Raw genomic sequence first — 21,776 nt, 5'->3', positions numbered from 1 at the left:
CCGGCAGTATCGGCAGCCGCGGCGAGCGACGCGTCGCGAATGCGCGTTACAGGCGTTTCGCCTGGCCGCAACGGCAGCGCCGCCTCAACGCGGCTTCGCCACGCGCACCGCCTTGCGCGTTGTCGATGCCTCACGCGCGGGTGACGGGACGGCGGTCAGCATGGCGCGCAGGCGCTGCACCTCCTCCTCGTAGCGGCTGCGTGCCACCGCGTCGCGCAACTTGCGCTTCTCGCGCAGCACGCGGCCGCAGAGTTCGAGCGCACTCACCCGGTCCTGCTCGCGCGTGGCATGGGTCGCCCACATCAGGAAGAAGGCGCAGCGCTGCTCCACGGGGATCTGCGAATGAACCCGCTCACGCGCCGTCCAGGTGTCGGCGGCCAGCGCCGCGAAGCTACGCGCGTGCAGCGTCTGCCCCTGCGCACGCGCGGCGGCACTCACGCGGGCGAAGTCGAGATCGTGCGCGACGGCCAGGCGCAGCAGGAACACCATGTTCAGCAGCGAGCTGCGACCGATGGACCACTGCGCGCACACCGATTCGCTGAGCAGCAGCCAGTCCACCGCGGTGCCGGCCTGCTGTTGCGGCAGCAACCCGGCCTCGTGCAGGGCCGACAGGCTGTTGGCGAGATTCGCCGCGGCGATCTGCAAAGCGTCCGGCAGGCCGGCCAGCGCCGCGCTGCGCACCGCCTCGCCCAGACAGGCCATGGCCTGCGCCGCGCGCGTCGCATCCGCTTCCGACAAGGCCAGTTCGCGCAGCAGGATGCCGCGCAGGTTGCAGCAGTCGCTGCACAGGTGGAGGTCCGCCGCCTGTGCAGCAGCATCCACCTGCAGCAGGCGGGCGAGTGCGGCGGCGGTGTTGCCGAGACTGCCGTACAGGTGCCAGGCCGCCAGCAGGTGCTGGCGCGCATCCAGTTGCCGGCGGGCGGCCGGCGACAGGCGCGCGCGCTGCGCGATCACCGCCAGTTCGCGCAGCTCCACCTGCACGCCCGCCCAGTCGCCGAGACGACGCGCCACCCGCGCGCGCCGCATCGACAATGCCGCCGCTTCCAGCGCGTCGTCGGCACGCAGATGCAGTTGCGCGTCCTGCAGTGCCTGCCGCGCCGGGTACAGTTCGCCGCGATCGATCAGCAGGTCGGCACGCGCCAGCGCCGCGACGTAGCCGAGCGAGGGCAGGCTGCCCGCCGTGCTGCGCGCGGTTCGCCGTGGTGGCAGCGACAGCACCGGCACGACATCCGCGGCGTCACGCTGCTGGCCGAGGAAGGCGGCGAGCGATGCCGTGGTCAGCCGCTTGCCCTGCACCGTGATGCGACAGCGGCGCAGCAATGCGTCGTCCAGCCAGAACGGCCCGGCGCTGCGGCCGGCGCAGCACACCAGCCCGCGCAGTGGCGAATCGTCGAGGCCCTGCAAGGCGCGCCACAGCTGCGTGCGATGCAACTCCGGCAAGCCGACGATGCGGTCACGCAAGGCCGCGCGCGTGCACGGCGTCGTATCGCGGGCCAGGCCCTCTGCGTGGGCTTGCAGCAGGGCGGCAAGCAGGCGTGACAGCAGGCGCCGGGGCAGGCGCTCGCCGTCGACGACGAAACCGTCGCTGCACAGGTCGATGGAGATCAGTGGCGCGCGCGGCGCCGGGCGGGCAGGCATGCGCGCATTGTCGGCGCTGGCGTACGACGACACCAGCAGGACAGGCGTTACAGACGTTACAGTTGCGTTTCCGGTTCAGGCGCGTGATGCGGCCAGCAGCTCCGGCCGCGTTTCGCCCAGGCCCTGCAGCACCCTGAACGCCGCGTAGGCATCGTTGGCGGCGTACAGCAGTTGTTGCCCGTTCAGTTCACGCAGCGACCAGTTGGACGTCGTCACGTGCTTGGACTTGTGGAAGCGCTGGCTGAGCACCAGCCCCACCGCGGCCCGCACCCCCATGTCGCCGCTGTAGCCGTCCTTGCGGAACACCAGGTCGAGGTCCAGCAGCGCGGCCGGCTCCACGCCCAGCCGCGCCTTGATCTGCCCGCGATCCGACTTCAGGCCGAAGCCGGCCTTCAGCAAGGCCGGCGACCGCAGCAGTTCCACCAGCGCGTCACGGCCTTCGGGACGATGCACCTGGAAGATGAAGGCCTTGCCCGCCCCCGTGCGGTCCGCCGTCGCGAACTGCACGACATGCGGCCCGTCGCTCACTTCACCCACCTTGAAGGTCGGCCGCGCCTCGGTGTCGAAGCCGGCCGCACCCGCCGCCAGCAGCTCCGCCGCAGCGGCAGCGAATTCCTGCGCCGTGCGCGGCACGTGTATCTGCGCCAGCGCCAGCGCCGGAAACGGGTCCAGCAGGGCGGTGTCGGCTTTGGAGGGGCCTTTCTTCTTCATCGGCGGGCAGGCGTCATGACGGGTCGGGCCCGCAGCATGCACCAGAAAGTGCGTGCCGGCACGCTCAGACGAGCTTCCACTTCAGCAGCACCGCCGCCACCGCCGGCAGGCCGAAGACCAGCAGGAAGATCGGCAGCTCCTCCGCCACCGGGTAACCGGCCTTCGCCACGCCCACCCACATGTTGAAACCGGCGGCGAACAGCCACAGCGCCACGAAGCCGATGGTCGCCACGCGCGAGGCCGCGGGGTACTCGGTGGAGAACAGCCGCGCCAGGATCAACAGCGCGGCCAGCAGGAGGAAGCCCGCCAGCAGGAACAGTCCGGTACGCATCGCAATCCTCCGCGCTCATGGGTGGATGGGGTCCATCGGGGGCACGCGGGGTGCAGGTGCCCTGCCGCAAATTACCGCCGTGCACGTGCGCCGACAAGTATTCGTGCGTGCCACGACAAGCGTCCCGCCCGGGCCGTCGCCAATACTGGGCCCGTGCCCGGCAGGCCGTTTGCGCCACAGCCGGGCCTCCCCTGACGAGCGAGAGGAAGCGACATGGACGGACATATCTGCGGACCGGGCTGCACGCACGGCGTGACCAAGGAAAACGAAGGCGAGATCAAGGAGGAGTTCCACACCGCGCGGCGCAGCTTCCTGCGCGACGCCATGGTGATGGGTGGCAGCGCCATGTCCATCGGCGCGCTGGGCGTGTCGATGTCGCCCGCGGCTTTCGCGCAGAGCGCGCAGCCCGGCGGCGGCATGACCAGGCACTTCTACATTCCGGCGCATGCCAACACCGTGCTGTGGGGCTACTTCAGCAAATCGGCCAAGCCGGTGGTGGAGGTGGACTCCGGCGACTACGTCACCATCGAGACCCTGACCCACCACGCCAACGACGACGCCGAGCGCATGGTGAAGGGCGACGCCGGTGCCGAGAGCGTCTTCTACTGGGACAAGCAGAAGAAGAACGTGAACCGCCGCGGCGCCGGCCCGATGGATGCCAAGGTGGGCGCCGGCGGTGGCGAGGGGGTGCACGTGTGCACCGGCCCGGTGTTCATCAAGGGCGCAGAGCCCGGCGACATCCTGGAGGTGCGCATCATCGACGTGGTGCCGCGCCCCAGCGGCAACCCGGCGTACAAGGGCAAGTCCTTCGGCAGCAACGCCGCCGCCAACTGGGGCTTCCACTACGGCGACACGCTGACCGAGCCGAAGAAGCGCGAGGTCATCACCATCTACGAGGTGGACGCCACCGGCGAGCGCAACTGGGCACGCGCCTTGTACAACTACCGCTGGACGCCGCAGACCGACCCCTTCGGCATCGTGCACCCCACCATCGACTATCCCGGCGTGCCGGTGGACCACAAGACCATCACCAAGAACGAGAACGTGCTGCGCAACATCCGCATCCCCGTGCGGCCGCACTTCGGCACCATGGGCGTGGCCCCGGCGGAAGCCGAGTTCGTCACCTCCATCCCGCCCAACTACACCGGCGGCAACATCGACAACTGGCGCATCGGCAAGGGCGCCACGCTGTACTACCCGGTGGCGGTGAAGGGCGCGATGTTCTCGGTGGGTGACCCGCACGCCTCGCAGGGCGACTCCGAGCTTTGCGGCACGGCCATCGAGTGCTCGCTGACCGGCACCTTCCAGCTCATCCTTCACAAGAAGAACAGCCTGCCCGGCACGCCGCTGGCCGACCTGCAATACCCGTTGCTGGAAACGCAGGACGAATGGCTGCTGCACGGCTTCAGCTACGCCAACTACCTGGCCGAGCTGGGCCCCAAGGCGCAGAGCGAGATCTACAGCAAGTCCTCGGTCGACAAGGCGCTGCGCGACGCCTACCACAAGATGCGCCACTTCCTGATGACCACCCAGGGCCTGAGCGAGGACGAGGCGATCTCGCTGATGTCCATCGCGGTGGACTTCGGCATCACCCAGGTGGTGGATGGCAACTGGGGCGTGCACGCCGTAGTGAAGAAGAGCATCTTCCCGGCGCGGGGCACCTGATCGGAGCGACGGGTGCATGGGTCGCCGTGCGGCCCGTGCGCCCGCCCTCCTGGCACGGCACTGGCTTGTCTCACGCCATGATCCTCAACGACATCCGCCGCTTTTCCACCAGCGCCTATCCGGAAGAACTGCGCCAGTCCGCGTGGTCCGAGGTGCTGGCGCGGCTGCTGCTCGCCAACGAGCCGGCACCACGCGGCCAGCCGGCGCTGAATGGTCATCTTAGTGGCCACATCTCGGCGTGCAGCTCCGCCTTCGACTCGGTGTTCGCACAACTCGCCTCGTCGCCGCAGGTGCTGCTGCCGCTGGCCGACGGCGCACACGGTCATGCACGCGGCAAGCACGCCGGCACGGTCCTGGTGCTGGCGCTGCAGGCCGGCCACGGCACCCTGACCGACACCCAGCAGGCGGACGCCAGCCCGGTGGGCATCCACGCCGGCGACATCATGCTGCTGGACCCGGCGCAGGCCTGGCGGATCGAGCTGCACACCGACTTCCGCGCCATGCTGGTCAAGCTGGAGTCCGCCAGCTTCGTGCTGCGCCTGGTGCGTACCGGCGCTCAGGAGCTCAATCGCATCTCCACCCGCGTCGGCGTCGGCGCGGTGTGCCTCGGCCTCATCCAGTCGGTGGCCGACGAGCTGGCCTACATCGGCCGCGACGAACTGCCGCCCATCGAGGCCACGCTGATCGAACTGCTGGTCACCTGCCTGTCGCACAGGAGCCAGGACGCGCAGGAACGGGCCGAGCCTGAGGACACCAACCCGGACACCACCTCCGTGCAGCTCGCCCACCTGCGCCGCGTGTGCCGCACGCTGGAGTCGCGCCTGGGCGACGCCGAACTGCAGATCGACGACATCGCGCGGCTGGAGGGGTTGTCCACCCGCTACATCCAGAAGCTGTTCAAGGCGGGCGCCACCAGCTTCACCGAGTACCTCAAGTCGCGCCGCCTGGAGCGCTGCCGGCTGGACCTCGGCAACCCGGCGCTGGCGCACTTCAGCATCTCCGAGCTGTGCTACCGCTGGGGCTTCAGCGACGCCGCCAACTTCAGCCGCGCCTTCTCGGCGCGCTTCGGCCAGTCGCCCAAGGCCTATCGCGCCGCACCGCCGAAGGACATCGAGGAGCAGTTGCGCCGCGGCCGTCCGGCGCAGACTGCCGGCCCCGTCGCCCCGCCGGTGGACAGATCGGCCCCCGCGGGCGACGACACCCGCCGCCAGTTCCAGAACCTGCTGAGCGACCACGCCCGCTATGCCATCGCGCTGGCGCTGTCGCCCAAGCGCGCCACGCCAACGTCGCACGACGCACAGCATCCACACCATCCGCCCACGGACGAACACCAGCCACCACCCGGCCACTACTACCTGCCGGTGTCGGCGAAGACGGTGCACTGGGGCTACTTCAGCCGCAGCATCAAGCCGGTGCTGACGGTGCATTCCGGCGACATCGTCACCATCGAAACGCTGACCCAGCACGCCACCGACGACTGCGAGCGCATGATCGCCGGCGACCCCGGTGCCGAGAGCGTGTTCCACTGGACCGCCGACAAGAAGGCGGTGGACCGGCGCGGCGCCGGGCCGATGGATGCCTCCATCTACGGCCGTGGTGCCGGCGAGGGCTTCGGCGTGCACATCTGCACCGGCCCGGTGTACGTGCAGGGCGCGGAGCCCGGCGACGTGCTGGAGGTGCGCATCCTCGACATCCAGCCCCGCCCCAGCCGCCACCCCGAGCACGAAGGCCGGCTGTACGGCAGCAACGCCGCCGCGTGGTGGGGCTTCCAGTACAACGACCTGCTGACCGAGCCGAAGAAGCGCGAGGTCATCACCGTGTACGAGATCCACCACGGCCACGCGCACCCGCACGCCAAGGCCGTCTACAACTACCGCTGGACGCCGCAGACCGACCCCTTCGGCATCCGCCACGACACCATCGACTACCCCGGCGTACCGGTGGACCACGCCACCATCGACAAGCAGTTCGGCGTGCTGGAGAAAGCCGTGGTGCCGGTGCGCCCGCACTTCGGCGTGCTGGCCGTGGCACCGCGCGAGAAAGGCATGGTGGACTCCATTCCGCCGAGCTACTTCGGTGGCAACCTGGACAACTGGCGCGCCACCAAGGGCGCCCGCCTGTTCCTGCCGGTGGCGGTGGACGGCGCGCTGTTCTCGGTGGGCGACCCCCACGCCTCGCAAGGCGACGCCGAGGCCTGCGGCACCGCCATCGAATGCTCGCTCACCGGCGTGTTCCAGCTGGTGCTGCACAAGAAGGCCGCGCTCGCCGACAGCTTCCTGTCCGAGCTGGACTACCCCTTCCTCGACACCCCGGACGAATGGGTGCTGCAAGGCCTCAGCTACCCCGACTACCTCGCCGAACTCGGCCCGCACGCACAGACGCAGGTGTACAAGAAGTCCTCGCTGGAAGCCGCCATGCGCGACGCCTTCCACAAGGCCCGCCACTTCCTGATGAAGGCCCACCAGCTCAGCGAGGACGAAGCCATCTCGCTCATCTCCGTGGCTGTGGACTTCGGCATCACCCAGGTGGTGGACGGCAACCTCGGCGTGCACGCGGTGATCCGCAAGGCGGTGTTCCCGGACCACAGCGGCGAGCTGACGCCGGGGGCGGGTTGAGGCTGAAGCGATTATCGACCATAATCGCTTCACATTCTGAAGCGATTATCCCATGCAAACGCCTCACAGGAGCAGTGATGCTCCTAACCAAGTCTCTCCCTCTCCCGACTGGCTCTGGCAACACGCCGGCTGGCCCGCGCTGACCTGGCGCGAGGACGTGGTTGCGCCCGCACTGGCCGCTGCTCGCCAGGCGCAGAGTCGGGTGCTCGGCATGACGGCGGTACTCGACGGCACGCTGTCGGCCGAAGCCATGGCCGACATCCTCATCGAGGACAGCGTCACCACCAGCGCCATCGAAGGCGAGCGCCTGCCGGTGGATGCGGTGCGCTCCTCCGTCGCACGGCACCTCGGCCTGCCGCATGCCGGCCTGCCGGTGCCGGATCGCAGCGTGGAAGGGCTGACGCAGCTCCTGCTGGACGCAACACGCCACTACGCTGCGCCCCTCACACCTGAGCGCCTGTACGGCTGGCAGGCCGCGCTGTTCCCGTCCGGCTACTCCGGCCTGCAGCGCATCCGCACGGCTGAGCTGCGGGGCGACGCACCGATGCAGGTCATCTCCGGCGGCGCGGGCCGCGAGCGCACCCACTTCACCGCCCCGCCCCGCGAAGGCCTGGACGCGCAGCTGGACAACTTCCTCGCATGGTTCGCCGCCGCGCCTTACATGGACGGCCTGGTGCGCGCCGGGCTGGCACACCTGTGGTTCGTCACGCTCCACCCCTTCGAGGACGGCAACGGCCGCCTCACGCGCGCCATCACCGATATGGCCATCGCGCAGGACGAGCAGCAACCGATGCGCCTGTTCAGCCTCAGCGCGCAACTGCTGCGCGAGCGCGAGGCCTACTACACCATGCTGGAACGCACGCAGCGTGGCGGGCTGGACGTCACCGACTGGCTGGTGTGGTTCCTGCAGCAACTGCAACTGGCCGCCGACGCCGCCGGCCAGACCATCGCCCGGACGCTGGCGAAAGCACGCTTCTGGCTGCGTCACGCCCAGGTGCCGCTGAACGAGCGCCAGCGCAAAGTGCTCAACCGCCTGCTCGATGCCGGCCCGGACCGCTTCGAGGGCGGCATCACCACCCGCAAGTACGTCAGCCTCACCCGCAGCAGCCGCGCCACGGCATTCCGCGAGCTGAGCGATCTGGTGGACAAGGGCTGCCTGCAGCCACTCGACGGGCGCGGACGCAGTGCGGGGTATGAGATCGTCTGGTAGCTAGTCACTGTATGTCGAACGCCGATGCGCTCCGGCATCCCTGTTCGCTTGGGCGACACACCTACATGAAGGGGTAGGTTGGGTTGAGCTACGCGAAGCCCAACAGAACGATGGCATCCGCTGGCTACATCGACTGAGTGTTGGGCTTCGCTTCGCGTCAACCCAACCTACCGCCCACGCGCTGGTCACAGGACCAGTCAGTCCCCGTCAATGGCTCCGCGGACCGATCGAAGCGCGGATGCCGACGAGCCGAAATCCTCTCCCGCATCCTTGTCCTCCGGCTACGTACCGGACGGCTCTTCGTCTGCCCGATGCACCCACAGGACGATGATTGCGCCGAACAAGGGCACCAGCCACACGAGCAGAAGCTGGAACAGCTTCTGCGACCTCTCCGACAGGTCATCCCGGTGGATCAGCACGCAGGCCCGGATGTTGAATCCCGGCGGAATGGCACATGCAGCGAGCAGCAACAAGACGACATCCATGGGTGTGCTCCGGCGTGGCCCGGAAACATGCACCGACGCGGCGGATCATGCCCCTGTATGCATGCCGCGCAAACGCCTGCGGGCAACCCGCTGCATGCGCCGCGGCAACGGCATCACCGTCGTGGTACAACCTTCGCCAGACACCCTGCGCCCCCGCAAAGCCACCATTGACCACCGTGCCCCGCCCTCCCCACCCCACCGACGACCTCGACTCCTCCCCCGCCGACGAAGCACTGTCCGCGGACGCCCCCGATGACGGCGCCATCCTCGACGACATCGACGAGCAGATCGCCGCGCGTATCGACCGCTACCTCGCCGGCTTCAACGCGCGCCTGCTGCATTCCTACGAGAGCGTCGCCATCGAGGTGAGTGGCGAGGTCGCTGGCCACGCTGGCACGCGGCATCCCTTCCGCCTGGTGCCGGATCGCGGCGTGCTGGCGCGCATCGGCAAGTGGCGAAAACTCAAGCCGGCGCAGCGCCTGGAGCTGGTGCGCGAGCGGCTCAACGACGACACGCTGGCGGAGCTGGTCGCCGGCATCGGCGCTTTCGTCAGCGACATCGAGAACCGTGCGAAGGCAGCGGGGCTGGATGCGGACGACTTCCTCGGCGCGCTCACCGTCGGGCGCGAACTCGCCAGCCGGCGCTTCCGCGTCGCGGAGGACCGGCTGGCCGAAGCCATCCACCGCAAACAGCAGACCACGCATGCCGAGGCCGCGCTGCGCAGCGTGCCGCTGGCGCGCTACCCGGAATCCTTCGAGCTGGCCGCCGGCATGCGGCGCAAGTTCATCGCCATCCTGGGCCCCACCAACTCCGGCAAGACCCACCAGGCCATGGAAGCGCTGGCGCTGGCCGACAGTGGTGTGTACCTGGCACCGCTGCGTCTACTGGCGCTGGAGAACTACGAGCGCCTCGTGGAACGCGACGTACCCGTCAGCCTCGTGACCGGCGAGGAGCGCCGCCTCACCGAAGGCGCCACCCACGTCGCCAGCACCATCGAGATGCTGGACACCACGCGCGAGGTGGACATCGCCGTCATCGACGAAATCCAGATGCTGGAAGACCTGGACCGCGGCGCCGCGTGGACCGCTGCCGTGTGCGGCGTGCCGGCGCACACCGTGTACCTGCTGGGCGCACTCGCCGCACGGCCCGCCATCGAGGCGCTGGCCAAACGCCTGGGCTGCCCGCTGCAGGTCACTACGCTGCAACGCAAGTCGCCGCTGGAAATGGAGCCCAACGCGGTGGGCAACCTCGGCAAGCTGAAGCGCGGTGACGCGCTCATCGCCTTCTCGCGGCGCGACGTGCTGGACTGGTCCGCGCAGGCCGCCAAGGCCGGCCTCAAGGTCGCTGCTATTTACGGCAACCTGTCGCCCGAGGTGCGCCGCGCCCAGGCCCAGCGCTTCCGCGAAGGCGACGCCGACGTGGTGGTCGCCACCGACGCCATCGGCATGGGCCTCAACATGCCGATCCGCCGCGTCGTGTTCACCACCGCCAAGAAGTACGACGGCATCTCGGAAGACATCCTGCCCGCCTGGCTCGCCCACCAGATCGCCGGCCGCGCCGGCCGCTACGGCATCCACGAGGCCGGCCACGTCGCCGGCTTCGACGACCACACCCATCGGCAGATCGCGCGGCTGATGAAGACCCACGCCGACGACCTGCCGAAACGCGGCTTCTTCGTCACGCCCTCACTGCATCAACTGGAGAGCATCGCGCAGGCCACGCGAGAACAGTCGCTGGCGAAACTGCTCAACCTGTTCACCCGCAACATCGACCTCAGCGACGACTTCTTCCTGCCCGGCAATCTCGACGAACAGATCGAACGCGCGCAATACCTCGACACCCTGCGCCTCACGCTGGCGCAGCGCTTCACCTTCTCCCTGGTGCCCATCTCCACCCGCGTCGCCAGCCTGGAATCCGCTTGGCGCAGCTGGGCGCAGAAGGTGGCCAACCAGCGCGCCTGCTACCTCAGCGAAGACATCGAATCCTTCGAACGCACTAAGTACCCGCTACAGACCGCCGAAGACGCGTGCAAGAAATACTCCGCCTACGCCTGGCTCGGCTACCGCCTGCCCGACTTCTTCCCGGACGCGGAAGCGGCGGTGGAGATTGCGCGGGAGACGTCAGAACGCGTGGACCGGATGCTGGCGGCGGCGAATGGTGGGAAGGCGGGGGGACATCATCGTGGACCGCAGCGAGGTGGGAAGCATGGTGAGCGCGGTGGGCAGGATTCACGGGGCGGGCATTTGCGCAGTAGGCGCGTTGCGCGGCGCTAATTATTATCTAGCGAGTTTCCAAAAGCTGAGTGTTTATTGGTAGTACCGAGAATCAACGCTTGGCATTCTCTTGCACCCAACGCACCAGCGGGCTGCAGGAAGCTTGGGAGCCCTTCTCCTTTTCATCATGTGCGAACCCAGCATAAATCTGGTCGCGACTACTCTCGGAGCCGACTTCTGCAGTATCGAATATAGAGTCGGACCCACTCGACGCAATCGAAAGCAGTATTTCAATTTTTTCCAAAGCACAGCCTCTTTACTTGATTAGTTTAGAGAGCGCTGCAAGCGCGCCATGTATCGCACATTCAGCCCCGCATCAAAATAGTGCTTTCTTTTTATCCACACCAAGCCTTCGCTTTTTGTAATCGCCGCGACGTCAATTGGACCACCAACAGACTCGGAGGCAGATGTGACACGCTCCTTAAGCGACTCTAAGTTTAGGAGAGACTCAGCCAGATGCGCCATTTCCTGCACGTTCAGTGTTTGTAACACATCAATCAAAGGGTTGAAATTTTGTTTCCAATTAGCCCTCTTCCATTCAATCATAAATTCTTTGTGGCATGCAGCTCTGATCTTTTCTGATGTATCGGGAGCAACCCGAACACCCTCTTGTTCGAGCTTATCAAAGGCACTGGCGAGAGCTTTGTTGCTTTGTATTTCTATGATCTGCTCCAACGACCTGCCAAATCCATCTGTAAACATGTCAATCATAGACGTCTGCGCCAATGGCTTAATCATTGCGATGCCAGTATGGGTAACTTCATAGTTCCCAGCACTCTTGAAATAGAGTTCATCGCCGATGTGCCCAAATATATCCACTTGCTCGTAAGCCGGGAAAATTTGCTCTTCACCATACCCCGCAACAACCAGGCCAGTGCTTTGAAGGACCAATTCGGGATAAGAGTAACGCATTCGATGGCCCAGCTCCGCCAAATCCGTGGCATCGATTCCGCCTAGAAATCCAACGGCATCAATCTGTGATTGAGCACGGGCGACCCAAGGGATAGAATTTTGAAGAAGCTCATCTAGTGCGTTCTGCGTAAGGGGCTGCGCAACGCCCTCGTCGAGAAAAAGCTGACGCAAGCGCTGGGCCTCAACCTTCCAGGTGGCGGCACGCTCGTCCTGCAGAGTGTCCTGATCAAAGAAGGTAGGATTCGCTCGCTTCACTTCTATAAAAATATTCTTAAGTGCCAAATCAAATTGCTGCTCAACCCATTCGTTTCTCAGTGCTTTGGGAAACAGCTTCTCATTGGCATTCAAGAATGAAATTAAAACCGATCCGTATTCATTTATTCTTCCGAACGAAACCGCTCCAAGCTGAGACCGGAAGAGCTTTATAACTAACTCCCATGGAACCATATCAATTAGAGCGCTTCCATATATAGCCGCCGCTACGGAGCCATTCTTGGTGAGCTCGAAGATTTTGTTCGCCGATTTAGAGTATCGCGGGTGATCGCCACCTGAAGTGGTGACAGCACTATCCGCGCCAATTACCACAGCGCGCTTGTTTAGGATAAGAACTTCGCTAGTCACTATGCCTCCAGTTGGCAGAGCCATCCGTTGCTACCGCTAACGCCATACACACTGCCGCTCCCATAACAGCACGGCCAGAAAAGCTACGCAACGACGCGGCCGTGTAGTGGACCACATTCGAGAACAACCTTGTAACCGAGAAGGGGACAAGTTTTCATTTTTCGCCAAGGACGGCAACCTCTCACGAAACGAGCAACTGCAGAGCTATAGGACGGCGTCATCGGCGCAGCGCTATCTGGCCAGGTGCGGGAAGTACTCTTCCGTCAGTCGCTCAACCAACTTCGCCTGCGCGATGTCCCGCGGTCGCTTGAGCGGATCGCGTGAGGCCTGCTCGGCAAGCCAGTGCTTGAAGCTCGCAAACACAACGGGGGACACGGTGCTCATCCGCGCCATCCTGCCGGTTGCGGAGACGACGACGCTGGAGAAGGGCGGCGCATTCAGCAGCACGGTGGCATTGCGTGCCTGGACGACCCAGAAGTCGTCGGCGGCATCGGTCAGCTGGATGGGGTGAGCGTCGTCTTCCGCCTGCTCGCGACGGATGATGTCCACCTCGAAGCCGTTCTTGTTCATCGCCGTGTAGGTCTGGCCTTCGACGATGGTGAATGAGGGGTCGACCTTGCGCAGCACGTTGATCATCGATGCGCCACGTTGCTTCATGGTCGTGACGAAGCGGATGCGCTTTCGCGTGTCCCACAGCAGGTCGATGTCCTGCGTGGCGAGTGCCCCCGCATCGAGGAACCTGACACCGGCCTCGGCTTCGTAGGCGTACAGGGAATGCGTGCCGACCACCGTGAAGTACTCGGACAGGCCGGCCGCGTCGATTGCGTTGAGCACATCGACCACGATGGCCGGCACGCGTCCCACGCGGAGCGCGCGGTTCATGCGCTGGTGTTCCTGCACGGCGGCGCGCAGTGAGGTTTCGCGCTCTTCCGCCCCGCGCTTGCGGTTGATGAAGCTGGCGTACATGGCCTCGGTCTCTTCCGAACGCGGCCCGAGGCTTTTCTGTGCGTTGGCGACGGAGGTCCTGATCAGGTAATCCGTCTTTCCAGCGGCTTTCCAGTACATCCCCCCGCGCACGGCGAGCGCTGCTTTCACGGCTTCGCGCCAGGCGTCGAACGCGGTGATGGCATCGATGTATTGCCGCCGTGCGTTGTCGCCCAGTTCGACCCAAGGGAGGTTTTTCGGTACATCTTCCATAAATTTCAATTTATACGGAAAACCGTTTTTATTCCAATACTTGCATTCGACAGAGCAGCTTTCCGGAGCGAAGGTACGGCATTGCCGGACGCACAGGCCTTCCAGCCACGTCACAAGTTGCAGCCACGCTCGTTCCGTTCCAGGCCGTTGTCGCTACGATTGCCCGCTCAATCCCCCAGCGGAAAGAACATGGCTCCAGATCAGACACGCCCGCGCATCGCCGCCCTCGAAGTCGGCGGCACCAAGTGCATCTGTGCGGTGGGTCGCACACCAGTCGAGCTGCGCCTGCCCGCCAACCGCCTGGAAGTACCCAGCGATGCCGGGCCACAGCAGGTGCTCTCACGCATCACCGAGTGGTTCGCCGCGCAGCATGCGCGCGAGCCGCTGCAGGCCATCGGCATCGCGTCTTTCGGGCCGCTGGACCTGGACCCGGCTTCGCCCAGCTACGGTTCCATCACCTCCACGCCCAAGCCGGGCTGGCGGGATACGGACTGGCTGGGGGCGTTTGCGCGGGCCTTGCCGCAGGTGCCGGTGGCGATAGACACGGACGTGAATGGCGCGGCGCTGGGGGAGTGGCAGTGGGGTGCGGCGCAGGGGCTGGATGACTTCGTGTACCTGACGATGGGCACCGGCATCGGTGGTGGCGCGATGGTGGGCGGGCGGCTGGTGCATGGGCTGCTGCATCCGGAGATGGGCCACATGCGGGTGCCGCGCATCGCGGGGGATGACTTCGCGGGCGTGTGCCCTTTCCATGGGGATTGCTGGGAAGGGCTGTGTTCGGGGCCGGCCTTGCAGGCGCGTACCGGCAAGGCGGCCAGTGCGCTGGCGGCGGATGACCCGGCCTGGGACTACTTGTTGCGCTACACCGCGTATGCGATCGGCAACATCGTGTGCGCGTTGTCGCCGCGGCGGATCATCCTGGGTGGCAGTGTGCGCAAGGCAGGGGCGCTGGGTGAGGCAGCGTTCTTCGCGGGGCTGCGTCGCGAGTTGCAGCGCAGCCTGAACGGCTACGTGGCGTCGGCGGCTTTGACGGGCAAGGGAAGTGGCGGCATCGACGACTACATCGTGCCGCCGACGCAGGGGGACGATGCCGGCATCTGCGGCGCGATGGTGCTGGCACAGCGGCTTGTGGAGCGCCCGGCCGTCGAAGGGTGATGCCGCGCAGGGCGCGCGCGGAACGCACACCGTAAGCGAAGAAGGACGAGCCGGAATGCGAAGGCCGCGCAAAGTGATTGCGCGGCCTTCTTCGTCATGCGGTGCGCCTCGCGTGCAAACCGCGAGGCGGGCTGCGCTCAGGTGGACAACTGGTTGGCAAACTGCCCCACGGCATCCACCACGCGCTGGGCGCCGTCCTGGATCTCGACGATCTTGGTGCTGGCCTGGCGGGAGAGTTCGAGGCTGCGTTCGGTCTGTTGCTTGCCGCGGTCGATGGTGGCCACCGCGTCCCCCGCGAGTTGCTGGTTCTTCAGCACCACCTGGGTGATTTCCTCGGTCGCGGAGCTGGTACGTGCGGCGAGCTGGCGCACCTCGTCGGCCACCACGGCGAAGCCACGGCCCTGCTCGCCGGCGCGGGCGGCCTCGATGGCGGCGTTGAGCGCCAGCAGGTTGGTCTGGTCGGCGATGCCGCGGATGGCGCTGACGATGGAGCCGATGGCCTGCGACTGCTGGTCCAGCGCCTGGATGCCCTGCACCGCCTCCTGCATGTGGCGGGCCAGTTCGTGCATGACGTCCACCGTCTGCTGCAGCACGGCGGCGCCCTGCTTGGCGCTGGCGTCGGTGGCGCGCGAGGTGTCGTAGGCGATGCTGGCGGCGGTGGCGACGGCGGCTTCGCGCTCCACCTGCTCGGTGACCACGGTGGCGAACTTGACCACTTTGTACAGGCGGTCGTGCGCGTCGATGATGGGGTTGTAGGACGCCTCCAGCCACACCACCTTGCCGTGGCTGTCGACACGCTTGAAGCGGTCGGTGACGAACTCGCCGCGCCGCAGCTTGCCCCAGAAGGCCTCGTATTGCGGCGAGTTGTATTCCTGCGGCTCGCAGAACATGCGGTGATGCTTGCCCTGGATCTGCGCCAGGCTGTAGCCCATGCCGTCGAGGAAGCGGTCGTTGGCGGTCAGCACCTCGCCATCGAGGTTGAACTCGATGACGGCCATGGAGCGCTGCAGCGCCTGGATGAGGTTCTCGTGCTCGCGCGAATTCTCGATGGTGCGGGTGAGGTCGCTGGCGTACAGCGTGAAGCGCAGCAGCTTGCCGGCACTGTTGAGCACCGGTTGCAGGATGCTGCGCAGCCAGGCTTCCTCGCCGTCGCCCCGCAGCAGGCGGATGACGCCGGCCAGGTGCTCGCCGCGTTCCAGCGCGCGCTTCACCCGCAGGTGGAAGTCCGAGCCGCGCACGTGTTCGGGAATGAGGTCCAGCAGGCTGCGGCCGGAAAGCTGGTCGCCACGGTGCAGCATCTCCTTCTCGAAGTTGGCATTCACCCGTTCGATGCGACCTTGCATGTCGAGCTCGACGAAGATCATTTCCTGGTCGAGGCTGGCGCGGATCTGCTCGATGGAGGACAGCTCCTCGCGCAGGCTGGCAATTTCGTTCTTCAACTGGGTATTGAACATGACGACACTTCTCGGCAGAGGCGGTGAGGTGTTCACGGCATCCGCGCCGCGGGGCTTGACCCCCTACTCCGTGTCATTCGGTGTCACTCCCGGCTCCGTGCGGCGGGGAGAGCCGGGTGGCTGGGGTTAACCTCTAGCGGCCGCGCTGCAGCGTCTGCGGCTCGTCACTACCGCCCGCGAACGGACCGCCACCGCACCGGCCGGTGCGTGGCGAAGGAAGAAGGCGTGCGCGCCCTGACCGGCCGTCGCAGGGTGGTGAGCAGGTGCCGCGGGGCGATTGCCCGGGGGATCTCGTCCTGGATGCCGGTGCGCCATGGGCACAGCGAGCGTGCGCACGCGTCTGGGAGCGACGGCACCCGGTCGGGTTGCATGCCCCGGCCCGAAAAGGACGGCGCCGACAGCGGGACGTTGCTGCCTCCTACGCCGCACCTGCGGCCGCCTGCGCGACGCATGCGTAGACAGACGCAGATAGAGAGGGCCGCCAGACCCATCAGTCGTGTTGGCACAAAGCGACAGAAGCCGGGGAGCAGTAGTGCGCAGGCCCAGCAACGGCGCCACTCTTCAGCGCACTGCAGCATGCACGGCGAGGCGTTGTCCTACAAAAACGACGAAAAAATTCGGGCAGACTCGACCGCCGACCGTTGTTGTTTGCCCACCCCAAGAACTGCGCCATGTCCGTGGACCTGACGACCTGCGACCAGGAGCCGATCCGCACCCCCGGTGCCGTGCAGCCGCACGGGCACCTGCTCGTGCTGGATGGCGCCACCGGCCGGCTGGTGGCCTACGGCGGCAGCCAGTCGCTGACGCAGGCGCAGGAGATGGCCGCCGCGGTGCGCGTTCCGGACGGGCTGCCGGTGGGTGGCGCCTCAGTGTCCATCGGCCGCCTGGCGATGGTGGACGGCCTGTGGGATGCCTCCGCCCACCGCACGCCGCGCCATCTCATCGTGGAGCTGGAACCGGCCGTCAGCGAGACCGGCAACCTCGCGCCCATCTATTCGCTGGCCCGCAGCTTCCTGCCGGAGCTGCAGAACACCGGCACGGTGCTGGAGCTGGCGCAACTGGCGACGCTGGAACTGAAGCGCCTCACCGGTTTCGGCCGCTGCCTGCTGTACCGCTTCGACGACGAAGGCCACGGCGAGGTGCTGGCCGAGCGTGCCGACGAAGGCTACGACCGTTACCTCGGCCATCGCTTCCCGGCGCCGGACATTCCGCAGCAGGCGCGCGCGCTGTACCTGCTGAACCGCTTCCGCCTGATTCCCGACGCGCACTACGAACCGGTCCCGCTGATGTCGCTGGACCCGGCGCTGGGGCCCACCGACATCGACCTGTCGCAAGCCTTCCTGCGCAGAGTGTCGCCGGTGCACCTGGAATACATGCGCAACATGGGCACGCTGGCCTCGATGTCGGTGTCCATCGTGGTCGACGGCAAGCTGTGGGGGCTGATCTCCTGCCACGACCACCAGCCGCGCAGCCTGACGCCGGAATGCCGCAACGCCTGCGACCACCTGGGCCAGCTGGTGTCGCTGCAGATCGCCGCCAAGGAAGCCAACGCCGACGTGGCCGAGCGGCTGGAGCTGCGCAAGCTGACGCTGGAGATCGTCTCGCGCCTGGGCGACAGCGACGCCACCTTGCAACGCATCCTTGCCGAGCCGGCCCCCCTGCTGCGGCTGGCGCGCGCCAGCGGCGCGGCCATCGTGCTGGACGACCAGGTGTGGTCGGTGGGCGACGTGCCGGCGCGCGAACAGATCGAGGAACTGGCGGGCTGGATCGTCGGCCTCGGCCAGGACGTGTACGAGAGCCACGAGCTGACGGCCCGTTTCTCGCCGGCGGCGCAGTTCGACCGCGCGTCGTCCGGCCACAACGTCGCCGGCGTGCTGGCGCTGTCCATCTCCCAGGTGCACCGCCACGCCATCCTGTGGTTCCGCCCGGAGATCGTGCAGACGGTGCGCTGGGCCGGCGACCCGCGCGCCAAGATCATCGAGAACGGCCGCATCCAGCCCCGCCGCAGCTTCGACAGCTGGGCCGAGCAGATCAAGGGCCGCAGCGAGCCGTGGAGCGCGGCGGAGATCGCCACCGCCCGCGAGCTGCGCGAGGCGCTGATCGGCATCGTGCTGCGCCGCGCCGAGGAGATGGCGGTGGTCGCGCAGGAACTGGGCCGGCTCAACAAGGAGCTGGAAGCCTTCTCCTACACCGTGTCGCACGACCTGCGCGCGCCGATGCGCCACATCACCGGCTACGTGGACCTGGTGCTGGACACCGACGAGGCCGCGCTGAGCGAACGCTCGCTGCGCTACCTGGGCCACGTGAAGGACGCGGCGCTGTACGCCGGCCAGCTGGTGGATGCGCTGCTGGACTTCTCGCGCATGGGGCGTGCCGCACTCAAGCGACGCAACGTGAACACCCAGTTGCTGGTGGACGACCTGGTGAAGGAAATCACCCGCCAGGAGCGCGGCCAGGACATCGAATGGGCGGTCGACCGCAACCTGCCGGACATCGATGCCGACCCGCTGCTGCTGCAGATGGCGGTGCGCAACCTGGTGTCCAACGCGGTGAAGTACAGCCGCAGCGAAGACCGCAGCCACATCGCGGTGACCGCTGTGTCAAATGAGGATGGCGACGGGCTGGAAGTGCACGACAATGGCGTCGGTTTCGACATGAAGTACGTCGACAAGCTGTTCGGTGTCTTCCAGCGCCTGCACAAGTCCGAGGAGTTCGAGGGCACGGGCATCGGACTGGCCAACACCAAACGAATCATCGAACGCCATGGCGGCCGCGTCTGGGCTTACGGCGAGGCGGGCAAGGGCGCCCGCTTCGGCTTCACCGTACCCAAGCAGGCGACTGCCAGCCAGGCACCACCCGGAGTACCCGATGCTTAAACCCATCCTGCTCGTCGAGGACGACAAGCGCGATCTTGAACTGACCCTGGTTGCGCTGGAGCGCAGCCAGCTCGCCAATGACGTGGTCATCCTGCGTGACGGCGCCCAGGCGCTGGACTACCTGCGCCGCGAAGGCGAGTACGCCGAGCGTGCCGAGGGCAACCCGGCGGTCATCCTGCTGGATCTGAAGCTGCCGAAGGTGACCGGCCTGGAAGTGCTGGAAACCGTGCGCAACAACCCGCTGTTGCGCAGCATCCCGGTGGTGATGCTGACCTCCTCGCAGCAGGAGTCCGACGTGCTGAAGAGCTACGAGCTGGGCGTGAACGCCTACGTGGTGAAGCCGGTGGACTTCAAGCAGTTCGTGGCGGCCATTGCCGACCTGGGCGTGTTCTGGGCGGTGCTGAACGAGCCGCCGCCCGGATCGACCAAGGCGCACCGCCGCTACGAGTGAAGCCCCCGCAGCATTGACGCAAGCACTGAGACAGCGCTGAGCGAACAAACGGAACAGACGGAGACAAGGCACAGGACATGGACGCGCGGGCAGACACACCAGCAACGGCGAAGCGAGCCGGAACATCGATCCTGTTGCTGGAGGATTCCGCCTTCGACGTCGACCTCATCACCGAGACGCTGAAGAGCTACCTCCCCGACGTGCAGACGAAGCACGTCAACTCCGAACAGGGCTTCCTCGACGCGCTGCGCCTGCAACGCTACGACGCCATCCTGTCCGACTTCGAGATTCCCGGCTTCGGCGGTGCGCAGGCGCTGGAGATCGTGCGCCACAGCGGCATCGACACGCCCTTCATCTTCGTGTCCGGGGTGATCGGCGAGGACAACGCGGTGGAGCTCATGAAGATGGGCGCCACCGACTACGTCAGCAAGTCGCGCCTGGCGCGCCTGCCGCTGGTGCTGGACCGTGCCCTCAAGGAGTCATCCACCCGGCGCGGCCGTGCCGACGCCGAGCGCAAGCTGCGCGAGGCCGACGCCACCTATGGCCGGCTGGTCGAATCGCTGACCGACTACGCGGTGATCCTGGTGGACGACGAGGGCCGCATCGAAGGCTGGAACGCCGGCGCGCAGGCCACCTTCGGCTACGGCCGCGACGAGATGCTGGGCCAGTCGCTGGAGCTGCTGATGTCCTCCATCGATGTGGCCTCCCGCGGCCTGCAGCGCGACCTCGCCGCCACCCGCAAGATGGGCCGGCTGCGCACCGCGCGCTGGATGGTGAGGCGCGACAGTGCCCCGCTGTGGGCGGTGGGCTCGCTGTCCACGCTGCCCTCCGAGCAGGGCGAATCGCATGGCTTCTTCTGCATCCTGCGCGACACCACGGCCGAGTTCGTGGCCGAGGAGAACATGCGCAACGCCCGCCTGCAGGCCGAGGCGGCGCGCGACGAAGCGCAGCGCGCCATCCATGCGCGCGACCGCTTCATCGCCGTGCTGTCGCACGAGCTGCGCACCCCGCTGTCGTCCATCTCCTTCGCGGCCCACCTGCTGGAAAAGGTGGCGACCGTGCCGGACAAGTACGAGCACCTGCTGCCGATGGTCCGTCGCAACATCGCCATCGAGGCGCGGCTGATCGACGACCTGCTGGACGTGTCCGCCATCTCCAACGGCAAGCTGAACCTGAAGCCGGACCTGGTGGACATGCACGAGCTGCTGCAGGAGACGGTGGATCTCTTCGACGACCAGATCATCGAGCGGCAGCTCACGCTGTCGCTGCAGATCGCCGACGCGCCCGCCGTCGTCAACGCGGATCGCGTGCGCATGCAGCAGGTGATCTCCAACCTGCTGCGCAACGCGGTGAAGTTCAGCAACCCCGGCGGGCACATCACCCTGCGCACGGAAGTGCGCGGCCAGCAGTTCACGCTGAGCTGCCGCGACGAGGGCGTGGGCATCGCCGCGCAGGACATCGAGCGCATCTTCCGGCCCTTCGAGCAAGGCGCCGCCAGCGACGGCGACGGCGCCCAGAAACGCGGCGGGCTGGGCCTGGGGCTGGCGATCGCCAGCCACCTGGTGGCCATGCACGGTGGCGAACTGGACGCGGCCAGCGATGGCCCGGGCAAGGGCGCCACCTTCACGCTGCGCATGCCCTGCACCACCAGGGCGGCGGATGCCGCCACCAGCCCGGTGCAGGCCGACGGCAGCCACGGCGGTGGCAACGGTCACGGCAGCTTCCGCGTGCTGCTGGTGGAAGACAACGTCAGCGCCGCCTGGGCACTGCAGATGTGCCTGGAGTCCTACGACTACGCGGTGGTGCATGCCGCGACCGTGGCGGAGGCGATGCTGGCCTTCCAGGAGAGCGACTTCGACATCGTGCTGACCGACCTCGGCCTGCCGGACGGCAGCGGCGTGGAGATCGGCCGCGCACTGTCCAAGACGGTGCCGGTGGTCGCGCTCAGCGGCTACGGCGCCGAGGCCGACCGCCGCCGCACGCTGGAGGCCGGCTTCTCCGCCCACATCGTGAAGCCTGCCGATCCCGAGCAGGTGCATGCCATGCTGCAACAGGTGTTGTCCACCACGCCGCAGGCGCCATCGCGGCCTCACTAGTTGTTCATGGCGCCCGGTGGTGCCTGTGCCGCCGGTGACGCCGCCTCGCCGCTTCGTGTCGTGTGCAACGCGCGAACGATTTTTCG

The 21,776-nt window shown here is 66.8% G+C and carries 14 protein-coding genes and 1 pseudogene; 8 read left to right on the top strand and 7 right to left on the bottom strand.

Annotated features, from left to right (window positions below; translation table 11 throughout):
• Nucleotides 1-84 precede the first annotated feature (84 nt).
• From VVD47_RS13915 to VVD47_RS13905, 3 genes are all read right to left on the bottom strand, one after another.
• The gene (locus VVD47_RS13915; RefSeq protein WP_327604081.1) at nucleotides 85-1,638 is read right to left on the bottom strand and encodes a hypothetical protein; all 1,554 of its coding nucleotides are present in this window, start codon (nucleotides 1,636-1,638) and stop codon (nucleotides 85-87) included.
• Between the two features lie 75 nt (nucleotides 1,639-1,713).
• Nucleotides 1,714-2,349: a 3'-5' exonuclease gene (locus VVD47_RS13910; protein ID WP_327604080.1), complete on the bottom strand. Its 636-nt coding sequence runs from the start codon at nucleotides 2,347-2,349 to the stop codon at nucleotides 1,714-1,716.
• Between the two features lie 64 nt (nucleotides 2,350-2,413).
• Nucleotides 2,414-2,680 (bottom strand): hypothetical protein, encoded by a 267-nt coding sequence (locus VVD47_RS13905; protein ID WP_327604079.1) that lies wholly within the window; start codon nucleotides 2,678-2,680, stop codon nucleotides 2,414-2,416.
• Between the two features lie 213 nt (nucleotides 2,681-2,893).
• Here VVD47_RS13905 and VVD47_RS13900 point away from each other — a divergent pair, with 213 nt between their 5' ends.
• From VVD47_RS13900 to VVD47_RS13890, 3 genes are all read left to right on the top strand, one after another.
• Nucleotides 2,894-4,345 carry an acetamidase/formamidase family protein gene (locus tag VVD47_RS13900; RefSeq protein ID WP_327604078.1) on the top strand — a complete coding sequence of 484 codons (1,452 nt, stop codon included), beginning with the start codon at nucleotides 2,894-2,896 and terminating at the stop codon, nucleotides 4,343-4,345.
• Nucleotides 4,346-4,422: 77 nt separating this feature from the next.
• Nucleotides 4,423-6,960, top strand: coding sequence for an acetamidase/formamidase family protein (locus VVD47_RS13895; protein ID WP_327604077.1), 2,538 nt, complete (start codon nucleotides 4,423-4,425; stop codon nucleotides 6,958-6,960).
• A gap of 52 nt (nucleotides 6,961-7,012) precedes the next feature.
• On the top strand, nucleotides 7,013-8,170 hold the full coding sequence (locus VVD47_RS13890; protein ID WP_327604076.1) for a Fic family protein: 1,158 nt from the start codon (nucleotides 7,013-7,015) through the stop codon (nucleotides 8,168-8,170).
• A 281-nt stretch (nucleotides 8,171-8,451) separates the two neighbouring features.
• Here the strand turns inward: VVD47_RS13890 and VVD47_RS13885 are convergent, their stop codons facing one another.
• Nucleotides 8,452-8,655: a hypothetical protein gene (locus tag VVD47_RS13885; protein ID WP_327604075.1), complete on the bottom strand. Its 204-nt coding sequence runs from the start codon at nucleotides 8,653-8,655 to the stop codon at nucleotides 8,452-8,454.
• A gap of 176 nt (nucleotides 8,656-8,831) precedes the next feature.
• Here VVD47_RS13885 and VVD47_RS13880 point away from each other — a divergent pair, with 176 nt between their 5' ends.
• Entirely contained in the window at nucleotides 8,832-10,928 is a 2,097-nt protein-coding gene (locus VVD47_RS13880) for a helicase-related protein (RefSeq protein ID WP_327604074.1), read from the top strand.
• Nucleotides 10,929-11,192: 264 nt separating this feature from the next.
• Here VVD47_RS13880 and VVD47_RS13875 read toward each other — a convergent pair whose 3' ends face one another.
• Both VVD47_RS13875 and VVD47_RS13870 read right to left on the bottom strand, forming a co-directional pair.
• Nucleotides 11,193-12,461 carry a hypothetical protein gene (locus VVD47_RS13875; RefSeq protein ID WP_327604073.1) on the bottom strand — a complete coding sequence of 423 codons (1,269 nt, stop codon included), beginning with the start codon at nucleotides 12,459-12,461 and terminating at the stop codon, nucleotides 11,193-11,195.
• A 231-nt stretch (nucleotides 12,462-12,692) separates the two neighbouring features.
• Nucleotides 12,693-13,772: a nucleotidyltransferase domain-containing protein gene (locus VVD47_RS13870; RefSeq protein WP_327604072.1), complete on the bottom strand. Its 1,080-nt coding sequence runs from the start codon at nucleotides 13,770-13,772 to the stop codon at nucleotides 12,693-12,695.
• Between the two features lie 75 nt (nucleotides 13,773-13,847).
• Between VVD47_RS13870 and VVD47_RS13865 the strand changes: the two genes are divergently transcribed.
• Nucleotides 13,848-14,813, top strand: coding sequence for an ROK family protein (locus tag VVD47_RS13865; RefSeq protein ID WP_327604071.1), 966 nt, complete (start codon nucleotides 13,848-13,850; stop codon nucleotides 14,811-14,813).
• 215 nt (nucleotides 14,814-15,028) lie between these two features.
• On the opposite strand, the pseudogene VVD47_RS13860 reads toward VVD47_RS13865, so the two are convergent.
• A pseudogene (locus VVD47_RS13860) lies at nucleotides 15,029-16,168 on the bottom strand (methyl-accepting chemotaxis protein); the annotation flags it as partial.
• 770 nt (nucleotides 16,169-16,938) lie between these two features.
• On the opposite strand from VVD47_RS13860, the gene VVD47_RS13855 reads away from it, so the two are divergent.
• The 3 genes from VVD47_RS13855 (at nucleotide 16,939) to VVD47_RS13845 (ending at nucleotide 21,690) form a co-directional block, all read left to right on the top strand.
• The gene (locus tag VVD47_RS13855; protein ID WP_327604069.1) at nucleotides 16,939-19,143 is read left to right on the top strand and encodes an ATP-binding protein; all 2,205 of its coding nucleotides are present in this window, start codon (nucleotides 16,939-16,941) and stop codon (nucleotides 19,141-19,143) included.
• Entirely contained in the window at nucleotides 19,136-19,594 is a 459-nt protein-coding gene (locus tag VVD47_RS13850; protein WP_327604068.1) for a response regulator, read from the top strand. The genes VVD47_RS13855 and VVD47_RS13850 overlap by 8 nt, the downstream gene beginning before the upstream one ends.
• Before the next feature lie 134 nt (nucleotides 19,595-19,728).
• Entirely contained in the window at nucleotides 19,729-21,690 is a 1,962-nt protein-coding gene (locus VVD47_RS13845; protein WP_327604067.1) for a hybrid sensor histidine kinase/response regulator, read from the top strand.
• Nucleotides 21,691-21,776 lie beyond the last annotated feature (86 nt).

Source organism: Uliginosibacterium sp. H1 (assembly GCF_036017065.1).
GTDB lineage: Bacteria > Pseudomonadota > Gammaproteobacteria > Burkholderiales > Rhodocyclaceae > Uliginosibacterium.
The sequence above is the reverse complement of the archived record's forward strand: the minus strand, read 5'-3'. Positions and strand labels throughout refer to the sequence as shown.